We start from the raw sequence: 17944 nt of genomic DNA on the forward strand, positions 1-17944 counted from the left end.
GGACCCGGCGCCCGGCCGGGTGGCATCCGCGCCGGTCTGAGGTGTCAGTGGACGTGGGTGGTGAGCCAGCGGACGATCTGGCGGCTGTAGTCCACCCGGTTCGAGGGGCGGCCGTCTACCAGGAACTGGTGGGACTCGTCGGGGTAGAGGACCATTTCGGTGGGGACGCCGAGCGTGCGCAGTGCCGTGAACCATTCCTCCGACTGGCCCACCGGGCAGCGGTCGTCGTTGATCGCGTGCACGAGCAGGGTCGGGGTGCGCACGTGCCGTACGCGCTCGATGGGTGACTGCGCCCGCAGGAGCTCGCCCCCGGCGTAGACGTCGCCGCCGAACTCCAGCGCGGCGAAGACGTGGCTGTCGTCGGAACTGCCGGACATGCTGAGCAGGTTGGTCACCGGCCCTCCGGCCACGGCGGCGGCGAAGCGGTCGGTACGCGTGGTCAGGTGGCAGGTGGTGAAGCCGCCGTAGCTGTAGCCGCAGATCGTCAGCCGGTCGGGGTCGGCCACGCCCTCGTCGATGAGCTGTTCCACGGGGTCGAGGAAGTCGCGCTCGTCGCCCGTGCCCCAGTGGCCGACGCTGGCGGCGTAGAAGTCCTCGCCGTAGCCGTCGCTGGCGCGCGGGTTGAGCAGGAGCACGGTCCAGCCCTGGGCGGCCAGTAGCTGGTGGTAGGGGTGGGCGGGTTCGAGGTGGGGCGCCCAGGCCAGGTGCGGGCCGCCGTGCGCGTCCAGCAGGAGCGGTCCCGCGCCGGTGGCGCCGGGCTCGCGCAGGATCCAGCCGTGGACGGTGCTCCCGTCGCCGATCGTGAACTCCCGCTCCTGCGGCTGGATGAACTCCACGTCCGGCAGCGCGGTCGCGGTGTGCGCGGTCAGCTCACGCACCTGCCCGGTCTCCAGGTCGGCCAGCGCGATCTCGCCGTGGGAGCGCGTGGTGACGGTGACGACCGCGGTGACGTCGCCGGGGGAGGTGCTCAGTCCGGAGACGCTGCCGGTCAGGACCGGTTCCGGACGGCCGCCGTCCGCGGGCACCCGGTACAGCAGGGTGCTGCCGCGCTCGCGGGCGCAGAAGAGCACGTGCGCGCCGTCGCGGGTGAAGCGGGGGGCGCCGCCGGGCCACTCCGGGCCGCCCGGCATCACGTTGCGGTCCAGGTCCCGGGTCAGGTCGACGGGCGGGCCGCCGTCCAGGGGGAGCTTCACCAGCCGCGTGTGCCCGATGCGCACCTCCGGCAGGCCGACCGCGAGCAGCGCCGAGCCGTCCGGGTACCAGTGGACGCCGCCGAACCAGCCCTTCTCGTCGCCGACCGGCCGCGGCCGCCCGCCGTCGAGGTCCACCACGTACGGCGCCGCCGTCAGCGTCAGGTCGGCGTTCTGCCCGGCCCCCGAGGTGTAGGCCAGCCGGGTTCCGTCCGGTGACCAGGCGGGCTCGCCGGCGTCCCAGTCGCCGGAGGTGATCTGCCGCACCTCGCCGGTGTCCACGTCGAGGACGTGCACCTGGCTCCGGACGGTGGCGCGCAGCCCGGCGCCGTCGGCCTTGTAGCCGAGCCGGTCGACGACCACGGGGCCGCCCGGCCAGGATTCGGCCACGCGTACCGCCGCGGAGAAGGCGATCCGCCGGCCGTCCGGGCTCCAGCGGGGCGCTCCGGCGCCGAGCGGCAGGTCGGTGAGCCGCTCCGGCTCGCCGCCGTCCGGGCGCAGGGCGAACAGCTGGCCCTCGCGCAGGAACGCCAGCCGGGAGCCGTCCGGCGACCAGGCCGGCGCGCCGTCGGACGGGCCGTTGGTCAGCCGGCGCGGCCCCGCCGTACCGGCGGTGCCGACGATCCACAGTGCGCGCACGTTGCGGTCGGGCTCGCGCTCGGCGGTGCGCAGCGCGTAGACGACGCGCGAGCCGTCGGGGGACAGGGCGGGGGAGCTGGGGATCGCGAAGTCCCACAGGTCGTCGAGCGTCAGGCGGCGCTTCACGCGGTACCTCCTTGGTAGAGAAAGACACGGCCGGCGATGCGGAGCCCGAGCAGGCCGCCGGTGGGTTCACGCAGGAACGCGAGGGGCTCGTCGCGCCACGGGCCGTCCAGGAGCGCGAACTCGTCGGCCTCGACGCGGCCCGCGCCCATCTCCAGCGGCCGGTCGTAGTGGACGGTCGACACCCGCAGGCGCAGGGTGCCCGGCCCGGCGGTGACCTCGACGCGCGAGGACGTGTCCTGCCGCTCGGGGGTGCTGTAGGCGCCCGCGTAGGGGGCGAGCTCTCGTTCGCCGGTGTCCCGGAAGACCTTCCGGTCGGGTTGGCCGATCCCGGCCAGCTCGGCCAGCAGCGCGTCGCTGATCTCCCGGTAGGCCAGCTGCCCGTCGTCGGCGTTGGTGAGCACCACCACCGCGAGGTCCGCCTCGGGCACGAAGCGGCAGACGGTGGCGGTGCCGTGCAGGCTGCCCTCGTGGTAGACGGCGCTCACCCGCGACGCCCCGCGCGGCAGGTAGTCGAGGTGCCAGCCGAGCCCGGTCGCGGCCTGTCCCGCCCGCACGGGCACCGGGTCGGAGATCATCGCCTCGCGGGTACGCGGCGACAGCGGCCCGGCCACGTCCAGTTCGCCCAGCCACCAGCGCATCCAGAGCAGTTGGTCGCCGGCCGTGGAGATCAGGCCGCCGGAGGGGTTGACGCCGCGGGGCAGCAGCCACGCGTCCTGGACCGGGTACGGGGCGCCGTCGTCCTCGCGGGTGTGGCCGGCGGCGGCGGGCTGGGAGACCACGCGTTCGGCGAAGAAGGTCGAGCCGGTCATGCCGAGCGGGGTCAGGACGCGGTCCTCGACGAACGACTCGTAGCTCTGCCCGCTCACCACCTCGACCAGCCGCCCGGCCACGTCCAGGCCGGTGTTGCAGTAGGAGAAGGTCGTGCCGGGCGGCAGGAACTGCGGCAGCGCCGAGAAGGCGGCCACCTGCGCGGCCAGCGCGCCGTCCCCCCGGTCGGTGACGAACTCGGGCTCGTCGCCCAGCCAGCCCGTCAGATGGGTGAGCAGGTGCCGCACGGTCACCGACGCGGTGGCCGAGTCGTCGGCGACGCGGAAGCCGGGCAGGTAGCGGCGTACCGGCTGGTCCAGGTCGACGGCACCGGCCTCGGCCAGCGCCAGGACCGCCGTGGCGGTGAACGGCTTGGTCATCGAGGCGACCGGGACCCGCGTCTGCGGCAGGAACGGCTGCTCGGGGTCGGTCCTGGCCAGGCCGTACGCGCCGGTCCAGTGCCGCCCGCCGTGCGCGATCGCGACCGAGCAGCCGGGCACCCGGTGGCGGGCCAGCGCGGACACCACGATCTCGTCGAGGCCGGCGGCGAGGACGGGGGGCGGGTTCATCGGGGACGGGACGGGGCGCACTGCTCCTCCTCGGTCGGTACGGCAGGCGGCAGGTTCACTGGGCACGCGGCACGATGCGCCCCGGAGACCACGGCCAGGGCCGGATCGTCGCGGCGGCACTCCTCCCGCGCGACCGGGCAGCGCGGATGGAAGCGGCACCCGGCGGGGATGGCGGCCGGGTCCGGCGGCTCACCGGCCTTGATGGGGATCGGGCGGCGTTCCTCGCCCGCCCGGGGGACGGCGGCGACCAGCGCGCGCGTGTAGGGGTGGACCGGGTTGGCGATGACCTCGGCCGCGGGTCCTTCCTCGACGATGCGGCCCAGGTACATGACCGCGATCCGGTCGGCGTGCGCGGCCGTCGTGGACAGGTCGTGCGTGATCATCAGGATGCCCAGGCCGGCGGCCCGCAGCTCGTCGAACAACGCCAGCACCCCGGCGCGTACGGACACGTCCAGCATCGAGACGGGCTCATCGGCGACCAGCAGGTCGGGCTCCAGGACCAGGGCGGCGGCGATGGCCGCCCGCTGCCGCTGGCCGCCGGACAGCTCGTGCGGGAAGCGGTCGGCGAAGGCGGCGGCCGGTGACAGGCCGGCGCGTTCGAGGGCGGCCAGGACCAGGCCGCGGCGTTCGGCGCGGGTGCCGACGCCGTGGACGGCCAGCGGCTCGGCCACCGAGCGGCCGATGCGGAAACGCGGGTCCAGCGACTCGTAGGGGTCCTGGAAGACGACCTGCATGCGGCGGCGTACCGGTTTGAGCCGGCGCCTGCTCAGGCCGGTGATGTCCTGGCCGGCGAACCTGACCGTGCCCGCGGTGGGGTCGGCCATCCGCAGCACCGACTGGGCGGTGGTCGTCTTGCCCGACCCGGACTCGCCCACCAGGGCAAGCAGTTCGCCGGGCCCGACGGTGAAGGAGACGCCGTCCACCGCGCGCACCACCCGGCGCGGCCGTCCGCGCAGGCGGAAGTGCGTGGCCAGGCCGTCGACTTCGAGCAGGCTCATGCCGTACCTCCGGCGATCGATGCGGCGAGATGGCAGGCGCTGGACTGCCGCGCGCCGAGCGGGACCAGCCGCGGCGCCTGGGTGCGGCAGCGGTCCTCGGCGTGCTCGCAGCGCGGAGCGAACGCGCAGCCCGGCCACTCCTCGTCCAGGCGCGGCGGCGCGCCGGCGATGGCGCCGCCGGAGAACAGCGCGCGGCTGTAGGGGTGGCCGGGGCGCAGGTGCAGGTCGCCGATGTCGGCGTTCTCGGCCACCCGGCCCGCGTACATGACCGCGGCCCGCCCGCACACGCGGCCGACCACGGGCAGGTCGTGGGTGACCAGGACGACCGCCAGCCCCAGCTCCGTGCGCAGCCGGTCCAGCAGGTCGAGCACCTGGGCCTGCACGATCACGTCCAGGGCGGTGGTGGGCTCGTCGGCGAGCAGCACCTTCGGCTCGCAGGCCAGCGCCATCGCGATGGCCGCGCGCTGGCGCATGCCGCCGGAGAACTCGTGCGGGTAGCGGCTCGCCTTGTCGGGGTGGATGCCGACGAGTTCCAGCAGCTCGCGTACGCGGGCCGTGGCCCGCTTGCCCTCGGCGACGCGGTGCAGGCGCATCGGCTCGGCGATCTGGGCGCCGACGGTGGCGACCGGGCTGAAGGCGTTCATGGCGCCCTGGAAGACCATGGCCAGGTCGGTCCAGCGGTGCCGGCGTACGCTCGCCTCGCCCTTGGCCAGGATGTTCTCGCCGTTGAGCAGGACCTGCCCGGCGACCGTCGCCGAGGGCGGCAGCAGTCCCATCATGGCCAGGATCGCGGTGGTCTTGCCGCAGCCCGACTCGCCGACCAGGCCCAGGCCCTCGCCCGCGCCGACCGTGACGTCCAGGCCGCGCAGCGCGTGCACCCTGCCCTGGGGCAGGTCGAACCAGACGTGCAGGTCGCGGACCTCCAGCAGCGGAGCGGACATCAGCGCTCACCTCCCGACGGAACCGGAGCCAGGCGGAAGGTCCGCACCGACAGATGCCCGGCGCGCAACCGGGGGTTGAGGTGGTCCTCCAGCGCCCGGCCGATGAGCGTGCACGCCAGGATCAGGCAGCCGACCGCCAGACCGGGCGGCACGATCGCCCACCAGGCGTCGCGGGAGACGGCCTGCCCGGCAAAGGCGTTCTGGATGAGCCGCCCCCAGGACAGGGCCGACGGGTCGCCGAGGCCGAGGAAGGCGATGGCGGTCTCGACCAGGATGGCGTTGCCCACCGCGAAGATCGCCAGCGTCAGCAGCAGCGGCACGACGTGCGGAAGCACGTGGGTCGCCACGATCCGCAGGTTCCCCGCGCCGATGGTCAGCGCCCTTTTCACGTACGCGCGTTCGCGCACGCTCAGCGCCTCCGCGCGCACCACCCGCGCCAGCCGGGGCCACGACAGCAGCCCGATGATGGCCACGACGCCGGTCATGCTGCGCCCCCACACCGCCGCGACGATCAGCAGCAGCGGGATGTCGGGGATCACCAGCATGTAGTCGGTCAGCCGCATCAGCACGGCGTCGGTGCGCCCGCCCGCGTACCCCGCGGTCAGGCCGATCACGCCGCCGACCACGACGGCGATGAGCGCGGCGGCGAACCCGACCAGCAGCGACGTGCGGGCGCCCCAGAGCAGGAGCGTCACCATGTCGATGCCGGCGTCGTCCAGGCCGAGCGGATGCGCCGCCGAGGGCGGCTGGTAGACCGCGCCGACCTTCTCGTGGCTCGCGTAGGGCGCGATCCACGGGGCGAGCACGGCCAGGACGACGATCGCGGCGAGCATGACCGCCCCGAGCGCGCCGCCCGGATACCTGCGCAGCACGTTCATGTCCTGATCCTCGGATCGAGCTTGAGATAGAGCAGGTCGGCCAGCAGGTTCGCGACCACGATCGCCGCCGTCAGGAGCAGGAACCCGCCCTGGAGCACGGCGTAGTCGCGGTTCTGGACCGCCTGGTAGAGGGCCAGCCCGATGCCCGGATAGGAGAACACGGTCTCCACCAGCAACGACCCGGCCACGATGTAGCCGAACGTGAGGAAGATCAGCGTGGTGATCGGCAGCAGCGAGTTCGGCAGCGCGTAGCGGCGGACGATCCGCCAGCTCGTCAGGCCCTTGGCGCGCGCGGTGAGGATGTAGTCCTCGCCGAGCGCCCCGACCAGTGCCGAGCGCGCGATCAGCGCCCACGAGCCGCACCAGGCCAGCCCGATCGCCAGCGACGGCAGCGCCAGGTGCTCCAGCCGGTCGCCCAGCACCTGCCACCACGTCGGATCGCTGAAGCGCAGGTACGGGTCGGAGATGCCGCCGGTCGGCAGCGCGCCGCCGAACAGCAGCAGCAACATCAGCCCGATCCACTGGATGGGCAGCACCGACAGGAACATCGAGGCCGACAGCGGCGCCCAGTCGGCCGCCGTGCCCCGCCGCCAGGCCGCGACGACCCCGATGACCAGGCCGAGCGCGAGCCCGAAGGCCAGCCCGAGCCCGACCATCGGCAGCGTGTTGGCCAGCGGGCCCGCCAGCTCGTCCCACACGGGCCGCCGCGTCTGGAAGGAGTGGCCGAGGTCCCCGCGCAGCAGCGCGGTGACGTACAGCCAGAACTGTTCCAGCAGCGGCCGGTCCAGGCCGAGCTCCGCGCGCAGGTAGTCGCGGAACTCGGCGCTGCAGGTCCGGCACATCTGGTACTGCGTGGCCGCGTCGCCCGGCGCGGCCCGGAAGAGCACGAAGTTGATCACGGCCGCCGCCGCGACGGTGGCGAGGGCCGAGGCGAGGCGCCGGACCAGGTAACCGCCCCGGTTCATGACACGCGGTGGATCTGGGTCCAGAGACCCGGTCCGAAGCGCTGGGTCTCGATGCCGGCCCAGTCCTGGCGGACGACGTGCACGGTCTCGGCGTGGTAGAGCGGCAGGACGGCCCGCGTGTCGCGCAGGAGCGTCTTCTGCAGCGTGCCGACGGCCGCGGTCCGCTCGGCCGGGTCGAGCATGCCGCGCTGCTTGGTGAGCAGCGTGTCGTAGTCCTTGTCGCAGAACCCGGCGAAGTTGACGCTGCCCCAGCTGTCGCAGCTGTAGACCCTCAGCGTGCCGCCCGGGTCGGGGGAGAGCGTCCAGTAGGAGTAGGCCAGGTCGAAGTCCAGGTACTTGCCGTCGGGTTTGGTGACGGCGGCCGTGTAGTCGGCGGCGATGTCGGGCTTCAGCTCGATGCCGACCTCCGCCAGGTTCTTCTGCAGGATCTCGGCCACGCGGCTGATCTCCTTCCAGACCACGACGGAGTAGGACATGCGGTCGCCGGCCGGGGTCACGCGGATGCCGTCGGCGCCGCGCTTGTAGCCGAGACCGTCGAGGATGCCATTGGCCTTGGCCGGGTCGTGCGGGTCGGCCTGCAGGTCCTTCGGGATCCACTCGTCCTGGAAGGGGGCCAGGACGCTGCGGCCGGGCCTGCCGTACCCGTTGAGCACGACCTCGACGAGTTCGGCGCGGTCGAGCGCCAGCGACATCGCCTCGCGGACCTGGACCTGCTTCAGCTCGGGGTTGTCGCGTTTCTTGGGGTTGGTGTTGATGTTGAGCATGGCGACCTCCTGGGAGGGGGAGGCGGCCACCTTCAGGCCGGCGGCGCCCTTGACCGAGGCGGCCACGGCGGAGCCGCCGCCGTAGCCCCAGGCGACGGTCCCGGCGCGCAGGGCCTGGGCCAGGCCCTCGTCGTTCTGGAAGACCTGCAGGCCCACGGCGCCGACCTTCGGCGGGGTGCCGAAGTAGCCCTTGTTGGGCTCGAAGATCGTGGTGCCGTCGCCGGCGAACTCGGTCACCGTGAACGGCCCGCCCGAGACCGCGGGAAGCTTGTCCTCCGGGCGGAAGGCCAGGATCTTCGAGCCGTCGCCGCCCGCGTGCGGCTCGTAGACGTGCTTGGGCAGCACGTGGAAGTTGGCCAGCAGGGTGAGCACGCTCTCGGGCATCGCCTCGGCGTAGGTGACGACCAGGGTCTTGTCGTCGGTGGCCTTGACGCTCTTCACCCCTTCGAGGGCGAAGGAGACCAGACCGGCGGCGTCACTGGCGTGCTTCAGCTCGAAGTTCGCCGTCCAGGCGGCGTCGTGCGCGGTGAGGGGCTTGCCGTCGGACCAGGTGCCGGGCTGCAGGTGGAAGGTGTAGACGCGGCCGCCCTCGGAGACGTCCCACTTGCTCGCCCATGACGGCTCCAGCTTGGTGCCGTTGAGCTGGACGAGCGCGGGATAGATCAGCTGCCGGGCGATCCACGAACCGTAGAGGTTGTCGGCCAGGGGGTTGAGCGAGGTCATCCGGCCCAGTGAGGCGGTGACGCCGACGCTCAGGATGCCGCTGGTGGAGGGGGACGAGGCGGCGGGCTTGGCGTCCGAGCCGCACCCGGTGGCCACCGCGGCCAGCACTGTTACGGCACACCACACCTGAGCCGCACGCCGGCGACGAGATTTGGACATGGCATTCCTTTCCGATCCCTAATGTCCGATTCACAACCAGCCCAGCCGGCCCGCGGCCTTGACGTTGACGCGGACCGCCGGCTCGTGCAGGTATGACAGGGGTGTCTCGGTGATCTCGACCACCTGCACCGTGGCGGGGTCGGCCCCCGCCTGGACGGCCCGGTGGACCGCCTTCTCACTTGCCTCTTCGATGGCCTGCTTACGGCCTTCGCCGGCCGGGGCCAGCGTTTCCCACCTGCCGCTGACCAGGGCGATGGCCGCGCCCACGGCGTTGGCCACGTCCGCGTTGTCGGGACGCAGCACCTTGGCGGCGCCGGTCACGACGTCCGGCACGAGGAACGCGCCGCCGCCGACCGCGACGACGGGCCGGTCGCGCCGGCCCAGCGACATCTGATCCACCGCGTCGCTGATGACCGCGTCGGCCACCCGCAGCGCGGAGTCCAGCAGGGCCCGGGTACGCGCCGGGGGCCGGAGCCCGTCGCCCAGCGCGACCCGGCCCGCCAGGGATCCGGCGTCGCTGAGTGTCGGTGTGCTTCCGCCGAAGGACAGGCCCTCGGAGGTGATGCGGAAGCCGACCGAGACCGGCCCGACGACCGGCTCCTCGGGGGTGCCGCCGACGATGGTGCCGCCGCCGACGGCCACGCTGAGGATGTCCGGCATGCGGAAGTTGGTGCGCACGCCGCCGATGTCGGTGGCGAACGACGACTCGCGGGGGAAGCCGCGTACCAGCACGCCGAGGTCGGTGGAGGTGCCGCCGACGTCGACCACGATGGCCTCGTCCACCCCGGACAGGAACGCCGCCCCCCTGATCGAGTTGGCCGGGCCGGAGCCGATGGTCAGCACCGGGTAGCGGGAGGCGTACTCCAGGGCCATCAGCGTGCCGTCGTTCTGGGCGAAGAAGGCCGCCGCGTCCAGGCCGCGCTCGGCGAGCACGGCGTCCAGGGCCCGGGTCACCTCGCCCGCCGCGCGGTAGAGCGCGGCGTTCAGCACGGTCGCGTTCTCGCGCTCCAGCAGGCCGAGCGAGCCGATCTCGTGGCTGAGCGACAGCGCCACGTCGGCGCCGAGTTCCTCGCGGACGATCTCGGCGACGTGCTGCTCCTGCTCGCCGGAGGCCGGGCTGAAGATGCCGGTGACCGCCACCGCCTCCGTCCGGCCCGCGACCGAGCCCAGGAAGCGGCGGATGCCGTCGCGGTCGAGCGGGGCGATCGGCCAGCCGTCGACGAAGTGGCCGCCGCCCAGCATCACCGACCCCGCCTCGACCGCCTCGCGCAGGTCCGCCGGCCAGGTCGTCAGTGGCGCCACGGCGGTGGCGGCGGGCGCCCCGAGGCGGATCACCGCCACCCGGCTCAGCCCTCGGCGCTGCAGGACGGCGTTGGTGGCGTGGGTGGTGCCGAGCATGATCCGGCCCACCTGCCGCTCGCGCTCGCCGAGCTCGCCGAGCACCACCGCCAGCGCGCTGCGGATGCCGTCGGTGACGTCCCGCGTGGTCGGCTGCTTGGTCCTGGCCACGATGGCGTCCGACCGGTCGAGCACGACGGCGTCGGTGTTCGTGCCGCCGACGTCGATGCCGATCTTCAGATCGCGCTTGGGATCAGCCGACATGCACGTGCTCCTCAACAGGTCGGTAGTCGATGTGGTAGCCGAAGGCGCGCGGGCCCACGACGGCCATGCCCTCCGGGGTACGCCAGAGCGGGTCGCAGGCCCAGGCCAGGACGCTGACCCGCTGGCCGTAGCGCAGCGTCTCGGTGGAGACCGCCTCGGCGGTCTGGGTGTCGACCACGGTGATCAGGTCGGGGACGCTGGCCAGCACCTCGCCGGACTCGAAGACGACGAGGTTCTCGTTCTGGATCTCGATGCGCACCATGCGGCCCGCGTAGGAGCCGGTGCCGTCGACGACGACGGCGCCGCGGACGAAGCCGCCGCCGGTGTTCCGCTCGACCTCGACGATCTTGCCGTCGAGCAGGCGGCGGGCGGCCAGCCGTTCGGTGAGGGCGGCGACCGGGTCGGCCTGGCCGATGGTGGCGCGCCCGATGTCGAGCGCGGCCGAGACGCTGCCCTCGATGACCGCGCCCCTGGCCTGCGCGCCGGACATCAGGTAGTTGGCCATCATCGTGCTCGCGCCGCTGGCCACGCAGAGCGCCCGTGCCTGCCGTTCGGACCAGATTGCGTCGATCGGGCGCAGCGCGGCCACGTTGCCGACGACGTCGGCCAGGATCACCAGGTCGGAGGTCAGGCCCGCCACGTGCATCGAGACCATCTGAAGCTCGGGGAAGGCGCGGCCCATGCCGTCGGCGTCGAGCATCGGCAGGCCGAGCTGCGCCGCCCAGGCGAGCGGCTCGACGCCGTTGCTGCCGCCGATCTCGCCGGCCATGATCGCGGAGATCGGGCGCCCGGCGATGCGCTCGACCTCCTCGCGCAGCCGCTTGGGCTGTTCGGCGCTGGCGAGCATCTCGTGCCCGACGGTGGGGGCGCCGATGCTGGACATCGGGACGATGAGCGCGTCGTCGTCGAGGTCGGCCAGCCGTACCAGCGGGACGGGGCCGTGCTCGCGCAGCGCCTGCAGGGCGCTGGGGATGGCGGTCTCCACCGAGCCGCCGCCACCGGTCCCCAAGACGGCACAGCCACGCGCCAGCGCTGGAAGGTCACTCTCGGTCAGCTGCATGGGATGAGTATGGCCATCGGCCCCTCCGCATCCCATATGGCGCAATCACAAGGTTCCGCCCTAATCTGTGGTCATGCCACAGACGATCGCCGAGATGTTGCGCCGCCAGTCAAGGTTCGGGCTGACGCTGATCGCCGGGCCCGCGGCGGAGGTGCCCATCCGGCACGTCGCGGGCGCCGACACGCTGGGCGCCATCGAGCGGGTTCCGGCCGACAGCCTGATCGTGGTCCTGGGCGCGGAGTCCATCTCCGGGTACGAGGTCGACGTGGCGATCCGGCAGGCCACCTCGCGGGGGCTGACCGGGCTGGTGTTCGCGGCGCCGATGCGGCTGCCGATCACCGCCACGCGGCTGGCCGACCGGGCGCAACTGCCCGTGCTCGCCCCGGACAAGGCCCGCGACGGGGCCGGGCTCCTGCTGGACATCGACCGGTTCGTCAGGGGCGGCGCGTCGGACGCGCTCGCGCGCGCGGAGAGCGCCATCCGGCTCGCGCAGCAGGCGGCGGAGGAAGGCGGCGCCGAGGCGGTGCGGACGCTGCTCGGCCACGCGGCGGAGGCGCTGGGCTGCCGGGTGCGCCTGGACGAGACGATGCCGGTCGGCGAGTCCGACCCGGGCGCGGTCGTGGTGGGCAGGCAGGCGGTCGCCCGCGTGGTGGCCGATCTGGACGACGACGCGACCAGGGTCGCCCTTCCGGCGATCGCCGCGCTCGTCTCCCGGCTGCGCCAGCGTGAACTCAACCGCCGCTTCGCGCCCGCGCTCACCCGCGCCGGGCTGATCGTGCAGATCGTGCTGTGCGACCGGGCCCAGCTGCCGCAGCTCGTGGAGCAGGCGTTCCAGCTCGACCTTCCGGTGGAGCAGACGCACGTGGCCGTCTGGCTCAAGCTCGAGGACGCCGCCACCCGCGGCGAGGCGTCGCTGGACCGGGCCCGCCAGCTGCTCGACGAGGCGGAGCTGTCGGCGCTGCAGGTGCTCCACTCCAAGCCGGGCGACTGGCACGTGGCCACGCTCGGCGGCGACCTGGTGGTCGTCTGCACCGGACCGGCCGGGACCGACCTGCACCGCCGGGCGCGGGCCGAGGTGCAGCGGCTGATCGAGACGCTGACCGGGCGCGGCGACGTCGTCATCACCGGCGGGATCGGCACCCCTCAGGCGGGGCCCGACGGGCTGCGGCAGTCGGCCGCGGAGGCGCGCGTGGCGGCGGACTCGGCGCGCGCGGCGGGCCGCCACGGAACGCTGGCCGAGACCGACGCCACCGGCCTGCGCAGAATCCTGGCGGGGTTGTCGTCCTCGCCGCTGAGCCGTGACCTGCTGGCCGAGATGCTGGGCCCGCTGGACGCCATGGGGGCGGCGCGGGCCAAGGTCGGCGTCACGACCCTGTCGGCCTACCTGGACGCGCAGAGCTCGCCCACGCGTACCGCCGAGACGCTGCACCTGCATCCGAACGCGGTCGCCTACCGGATCCGGTGGATCACCGAGGCGCTCGGCGCGGACCTGGCCGACCCGGACACCCGCTTCGCCCTGCAACTGGCGTGCCGGGTCAGGCTGCTCAACGCCTAGAAGGCCCGTGACGGCGGGCGTACGCCGTCACGGGCCGTGGTTTCCGGCAAGGGTCAGACGGCCTCGCGCCACGTCCACCGGCCGGCGAGCATCGTCGCGGCCACGGGCATCGCGCGCAGGTCCGCGCCCGAGGCGGTGAACGGGTCGGCGCCCGTCACCACGAGGTCGGCCGCGTCCCCGGTCGCCAGCTCCGCCCGGCCCGTCCTGGTCGAGGCCGCGATGGCCGCCTCGATCGGGATGGCCTGCTCGGGATGCCAGGGCTGCCTGCCGTCCCGGCCGCGGTCCACCGCCGCGGCCATCGTGATCCACGGGTCCAGCGGCGAGACCGGCGCGTCCGAGCCCAGCGCGAGCCGCGCCCCGGCGGCCAGCAGCGCGCCGAACGCGAACGCCCGGCCGGTGCGCCCGGCCCAGATGCGGTCGGCCACGTCGCGGTCGTCCATCGCGTGCTCGGGCTGCACGCTGGCCACCACGCCCAGCGCGGCGAACCGGCCGAGGTCGGCGTCGTCCAGGAGCTGCGCGTGCTCGATCGCGCCCTGCGCGCCCACCCGCTCGAAGGCGTCCAGCGCCAGGTTGTTGGCCCGGTCGCCGATCGCGTGCACCGCCGGCCGCAGCCCGGCCGCCCACGCCTTCTCCATCATCGGCACCAGCTCGTCCGGCGGCACGAGCAGCATGCCGTGCGGGTGCGCGGCGTCCTCAAGACCGGGGTAGGGGTCGTGGCAGTAGGCGGTGCGGGTGTTGAGCGAACCATCGGTGATCACCTTGAACGGGCCCATCTCCACCAATCCGCCGGTCCCGTCGATCTCCTCCCCGGTACGCAGCCCGCGCGCCACCGCCTCCTCCAGCAACGCCGGCCAGACCCCGCACACCACGCGCAGCGCCCGGTTGCCCGCCCGCACCCGCCGCGTCCAGGCGTCCAGCCGCCAGGGCGCCTCCAGCTCGACCACGCCGACGACGCCACGGGCCGCCGCCTCGGCGGTGGCCACCTCGGCCCAGCCGTCCAGCAGGGGAGCGGGGACGTTGGTGATGTCCTGCTGGATGGCCTGCCACTCCGACTCGCGCAGAATGCCGGTCGGATGCTCCGACCAGCCGTAACGTCGCGCGGCCGCCGAGTTGATCCAGCAGCAGTGCAGGTCGCCGCTCATCAGGATCACGGGCACGTGCGCCGCCTCCGGCGCCGCGGCGTCCAGGAGGTCGCGGTGCGGCGCGTCCGGCCAGAGGGCGTCGCGGAAGCCGTAGCCCACCAGGGGCAGGCCGGGCTCCGGCGGCCGCGTGCGCAGACGCTCGGCCACGAGGGCCACCGCCTCGGCGGCCGAGCCGGCGCCCGAGAGGTCCAGCCGCTGCCTGGCCATGATCCACTGGTCGAAGTGCACGTGGTGGTCCCACAGCCCCGGCAGCACGGTACGGCCCGCCACCTCCACCACCTCCCAGCCGGGCTCGGCCGGGATGCGCTCGGCGATGTTCGCGACGCGTCCTCCGGAGACGAGCACGTCGCGAAGGGGGCCGGAGGGGCCGGTCCGCGCACCGCGCAGCAGGGTCGTCGTCGTGGTCATCGAGTCTCCTCCAGGGTCCAGACCTCGCGCATCTCCCGCGCGAGCGCGGGATTGGCGTATGAGGGGTCCGCGTCGAGCGCGCGGATGATGTTGTGTGCGATCTCCGGTGACTTGTCCTGGCTGAGCTTCGCCTTGCCCTCGACGCGTTCGGCCCGCAGCCGGAATCCCGCGACGCCGGGCGCGATCCTGCGCGCGTAGGACTCGTCCATCCGGTACGGCGCGGGCAGCACGTGCTCGAACCGGTCCACCGTGTCCACCAGGACCTGGTAGGTCTCCTCCGGGCTCAGGACCTCGGGGCGGCCGTAGAGGTGGACGGCCAGGTAGTTCCAGGTGGGTACGGCCGGGCCGGTGCCGTACCAGCCGGGAGAGATGTAGCCGTTGGGGCCCGCGACGATCAGCAGCGCCTCGCGTTCGCCGAGCCGGTGCAGCTCGTCGTCGGGGCGGCCGAGATGGCTCACCACCGACAGCCCGGGGCCGTCCTCCAGCAGGACGGGCAGGTGAGAGGCGGTCAGACCGTCGCTGACCAGCGTCGCCCACGGGTTCTCGCGGATCAGCGCGCGGATGCGGGTGTGGTCGTCGAGCAGGTAGTCAGGGTTGTGGCGCACGGCACGACTATCGCCGCCCGTGCCACCCCAGGCCAAGGTGACGGGGCGACAAGACGGCGGGTTCGTTTGTGGCCGGAGCACAAGGGGACGCTGCCGCACGAACGGCCGGGCGGAAATGGTGCGCGGCGACGAAGCCCGCTCCGGCCGCCGGGCAGCAGGATGAGCGAATGGCTGACCTCACCCACCTGCAGAGCCTGCTCGACAGCGAGGCGACTTCCCTGCACGTTCCCGGAGCCGCCGTGGGCGTGCTGTTCGACGGCGCGGAACACGTGCTCACCACCGGCGTCACCAGCGTCGACGCGCCGGCGCCCGTGACGGCCGACACGTTGTTCCAGATCGGGTCGACCACCAAGACGATCACCGCGACCGTGATCATGCACCTGATCGAGGAGGGCCGGCTCGACCTCGACGGGCGCGTACGCAAGTACCTGCCCGAGTTCCGGCTCGCCGACGAGAGCGCCGCGGGGGAGGTGACCATCCGGCACCTGCTCACCCACACCGGCGGGTTCCTCGGCGACATCGACGACGGACAGAGCTGGGGCGGCGAGGCGCTGGCCGAGGCGATCAAGGTCTACGACCGGCTGCCCCAGCTCTTCGCCCCCGGCACGCTCGCCTCCTACAGCAACGCCGGGTTCCGGCTGCTCGGGCGGGTCATCGAGGTCGTGTGCGGCGAGCCGTACGAGAGTGCCGTCGAGCGGGTCGTGCTCCAGCCGCTGGGCATGCGCGACAGCTTCTTCTTCCCCTGGGACGCCGCCACCCGCCCGCACGCCGTCGGCCACGTCGTGCGTGAGGACGGCGCGCGCGTCTCGCACGGCTGGGGCCTGTTCCGCGACGCCATGGCCGAGGGCGGCCTCGCCTCGTCGGTCCGCGACCAGCTCCGCTACGCCGCCTTCCACCTGGGCCTGGGCGGCGAACGGCCGGTCAATGCCGCCACCAGGGAACTGATGCGCTCCGAGCACGTCGCCGTCGGCGTGCCGTGGTCCGGGGTCGGCCTGCCGTGGCTGCTGGAGGAACAGGGCGGCGTCCGCCTGGTCACCCACGGCGGCAACGTCGGCAACGTGCAGCTGTCCACGTTCGTCCTGGCCCCCGAGCGCGGCTTCGCCGTCACCACGCTCACCAACTCCGGGCCGGGCAAGGTCCTGGGCAAGCGGGTGACCGACTGGTGCCTGGAGCACCTGCTCGGCGCCAAGCACGACGAGGTACGGCTGACGCTGCGCGAGCCCGCCCCCGAGTACGCCGGCGGCTATGACGCCGGCCAGTGGGTCTTCGAGGTGGACGAGAACCTGGTGGCGCGGTTCGTGCTGACGCCGGAGCTGGTGGCGGCCGGGGTGGAGGGCATGCCCGACATGGCGCTGGCCCTGGGCGAGGGCGGTGACGACGTGACGCTCGCCGCCGACCCGCGGCGGGCCGTGGGCCGCTTCCTGCGCGACGACGCGGGCGACATCTCCTTCCTGCACCTGGGCGGCAGGGCGGCCCGCCGTATCCGCTGACCCCTTGCCATTGCCGGGCCGGCCGGGAAGACCGGCCCGGCACGGGTGTCAGGGGATGATCGACACGTCGGGGTGCTGAGGGCTGGGCGCCTCGAACAGCCGGGTGGGCCGGTTCTTCAGGTGCAGGTCGAAGAAGGCGGCCACATACGCCCGCTGCGCCGCGACCGACCGCCGGGGGTCGATGGTGCCCACGAAGTCGGCGACCGGCACCTTCGGCACCGTCTCGGCGATCTTCGGCAGCATCGCCTGCAGATCGGTGAACGAGCCGTGCGCGGCCCCCGCGAAGCGCAGCTCCCGCTTCCAGCCGGTCGAGGCCCGCCAGAAGGACTTCCAGCTCGGCTCGCTCTCCCGGGTGTGCGCCTCGGCCGCGAGCTGCAGGAACGGCCGGCCGACACCCGTCTTCGCGACCCGGCCGACGTAGCCGCCGTCGAGGTTCACCCCCGCGTCCACCCGCCGGTCGTCGTGGACGAGCTGCGCGGCCACCGACCCGCCGAGCGACTGTCCGAGCGCCCCCACCCGCGACAGGTCCGGCGCCCCGCGCAACCCGTCGGGCAGCCGCGTCTCGGTCCCCAGCCTTCCGCCGCCGGCCAGCGCGGCGACCCGGCCGAGGACGAACCGCATGTCCGCCAGGCGCGCTTGGGAGTGCCGCGCGAGCAGCTTGGCGATGACGCGCGGCGTCAGCTTCGGCGGCAGGGGCAGCGCTCGCACGACCCGCCCGCCGGGGAACTCCACCTGGTCGGCCTCGTAGGTGTGGTCCACGGTGACGACCAGGTAACCGCGCGAGGCCAGGTCCTGCACCAGCGTGGTGCCGAGGGTGCGCGGGCCGCCGTCCCCCGAGCCGAACAGCACCACGGGCAGCCGTCCCGCCCTGGGATCCACCGGCGCGCCGGTGCGCGCGTGGGTGGCTGTGGCGGCCCAGTTCACGGCGCCCGCCTTGATGCCCATGGGCGGGGCGGAGTGACGGTCCCAGTCGGCCGCGGCGAGGGGCGCCATGTGCGGGGCGACGGGCGCGCCGGTCTCCTTCGCCGGGTACCACAGGCTGACCATCAGCTCCCGGTAGGGCTTCGAGCGGACCAGCGGATCGGGGCGCGAGCCGTCCACCAGCCGCACCGCGACGGTCCCCACGCGGTACGGCCCGCCCGGCGCGGGCAGGTCCACCGTCACGGGCACGTTCGCCGTAGCGGGCCGGGCCGCCGTCGCGGGCTGTCCGCCGGAGGTGCCCGAGGCGGCGAGGGTCAGCGCGGCGAACGCCGCGGGGATCAGGGTGAAGGTCATTGTGGGACTCCTAACGGGAAACGTCCCGACAGGCTCGCAGCGGGGCGC

The 17944-nt window shown here is 73.7% G+C and carries 14 protein-coding genes; 2 read left to right on the forward strand and 12 right to left on the reverse strand.

What is annotated here, in order from left to right; all coding sequences use genetic code 11:
* Positions 1 to 44: 44 nt before the first annotated feature.
* From ACFWY5_RS47665 to ACFWY5_RS47705, 9 genes are read right to left on the reverse strand one after another with little or no spacing between them, the layout of a single operon-like run.
* The gene (locus tag ACFWY5_RS47665; protein WP_379638862.1) at positions 45 to 1955 is read right to left on the reverse strand and encodes a S9 family peptidase; all 1911 of its coding nucleotides are present in this window, start codon (positions 1953 to 1955) and stop codon (positions 45 to 47) included.
* Positions 1952 to 3352, reverse strand: a complete 1401-nt coding sequence (locus ACFWY5_RS47670; RefSeq protein WP_379638863.1) for a serine hydrolase domain-containing protein — start codon at positions 3350 to 3352, stop codon at positions 1952 to 1954. The genes ACFWY5_RS47665 and ACFWY5_RS47670 overlap by 4 nt, the downstream gene beginning before the upstream one ends.
* Positions 3328 to 4329 (reverse strand): ABC transporter ATP-binding protein, encoded by a 1002-nt coding sequence (locus ACFWY5_RS47675; RefSeq protein ID WP_379624782.1) that lies wholly within the window; start codon positions 4327 to 4329, stop codon positions 3328 to 3330. The genes ACFWY5_RS47670 and ACFWY5_RS47675 overlap by 25 nt, the downstream gene beginning before the upstream one ends.
* The gene (locus tag ACFWY5_RS47680) at positions 4326 to 5270 is read right to left on the reverse strand and encodes an ABC transporter ATP-binding protein (protein ID WP_379624784.1); all 945 of its coding nucleotides are present in this window, start codon (positions 5268 to 5270) and stop codon (positions 4326 to 4328) included. Before ACFWY5_RS47680 ends, ACFWY5_RS47675 begins: the two co-directional genes overlap by 4 nt.
* Positions 5270 to 6148: an ABC transporter permease gene (locus ACFWY5_RS47685; protein ID WP_379638864.1), complete on the reverse strand. Its 879-nt coding sequence runs from the start codon at positions 6146 to 6148 to the stop codon at positions 5270 to 5272. Before ACFWY5_RS47685 ends, ACFWY5_RS47680 begins: the two co-directional genes overlap by 1 nt.
* Positions 6145 to 7113 (reverse strand): ABC transporter permease, encoded by a 969-nt coding sequence (locus ACFWY5_RS47690; protein ID WP_379624788.1) that lies wholly within the window; start codon positions 7111 to 7113, stop codon positions 6145 to 6147. Before ACFWY5_RS47690 ends, ACFWY5_RS47685 begins: the two co-directional genes overlap by 4 nt.
* Entirely contained in the window at positions 7110 to 8759 is a 1650-nt protein-coding gene (locus ACFWY5_RS47695; RefSeq protein WP_379624790.1) for an ABC transporter substrate-binding protein, read from the reverse strand. Before ACFWY5_RS47695 ends, ACFWY5_RS47690 begins: the two co-directional genes overlap by 4 nt.
* A 30-nt stretch (positions 8760 to 8789) precedes the next feature.
* A complete protein-coding gene (locus ACFWY5_RS47700) occupies positions 8790 to 10361 on the reverse strand; it encodes a hydantoinase/oxoprolinase N-terminal domain-containing protein (protein WP_379624792.1) in 1572 nt (523 codons plus the stop codon).
* Positions 10351 to 11421, reverse strand: coding sequence for a DUF917 domain-containing protein (locus tag ACFWY5_RS47705; RefSeq protein ID WP_379624794.1), 1071 nt, complete (start codon positions 11419 to 11421; stop codon positions 10351 to 10353). Before ACFWY5_RS47705 ends, ACFWY5_RS47700 begins: the two co-directional genes overlap by 11 nt.
* Before the next feature lie 73 nt (positions 11422 to 11494).
* Here ACFWY5_RS47705 and ACFWY5_RS47710 point away from each other — a divergent pair, with 73 nt between their 5' ends.
* Positions 11495 to 12976, forward strand: a complete 1482-nt coding sequence (locus ACFWY5_RS47710) for a helix-turn-helix domain-containing protein (RefSeq protein WP_379624796.1) — start codon at positions 11495 to 11497, stop codon at positions 12974 to 12976.
* Positions 12977 to 13029: 53 nt separating this feature from the next.
* Here the strand turns inward: ACFWY5_RS47710 and ACFWY5_RS47715 are convergent, their stop codons facing one another.
* Together ACFWY5_RS47715 and ACFWY5_RS47720 are read right to left on the reverse strand one after the other, a co-directional pair.
* The gene (locus ACFWY5_RS47715; protein ID WP_379638865.1) at positions 13030 to 14526 is read right to left on the reverse strand and encodes an amidohydrolase; all 1497 of its coding nucleotides are present in this window, start codon (positions 14524 to 14526) and stop codon (positions 13030 to 13032) included.
* On the reverse strand, positions 14523 to 15131 hold the full coding sequence (locus ACFWY5_RS47720) for an FMN-binding negative transcriptional regulator (RefSeq protein WP_379624800.1): 609 nt from the start codon (positions 15129 to 15131) through the stop codon (positions 14523 to 14525). The genes ACFWY5_RS47715 and ACFWY5_RS47720 overlap by 4 nt, the downstream gene beginning before the upstream one ends.
* A gap of 167 nt (positions 15132 to 15298) precedes the next feature.
* Here ACFWY5_RS47720 and ACFWY5_RS47725 point away from each other — a divergent pair, with 167 nt between their 5' ends.
* Positions 15299 to 16621, forward strand: a complete 1323-nt coding sequence (locus tag ACFWY5_RS47725) for a serine hydrolase domain-containing protein (protein WP_379638866.1) — start codon at positions 15299 to 15301, stop codon at positions 16619 to 16621.
* Positions 16622 to 16669: 48 nt separating this feature from the next.
* Here ACFWY5_RS47725 and ACFWY5_RS47730 read toward each other — a convergent pair whose 3' ends face one another.
* On the reverse strand, positions 16670 to 17896 hold the full coding sequence (locus ACFWY5_RS47730; RefSeq protein WP_379638867.1) for an alpha/beta hydrolase family protein: 1227 nt from the start codon (positions 17894 to 17896) through the stop codon (positions 16670 to 16672).
* Between the last annotated feature and the right edge of the window lie 48 nt (positions 17897 to 17944).

Source organism: Nonomuraea sp. NPDC059007 (assembly GCF_042740555.1).
GTDB lineage: Bacteria > Actinomycetota > Actinomycetes > Streptosporangiales > Streptosporangiaceae > Nonomuraea.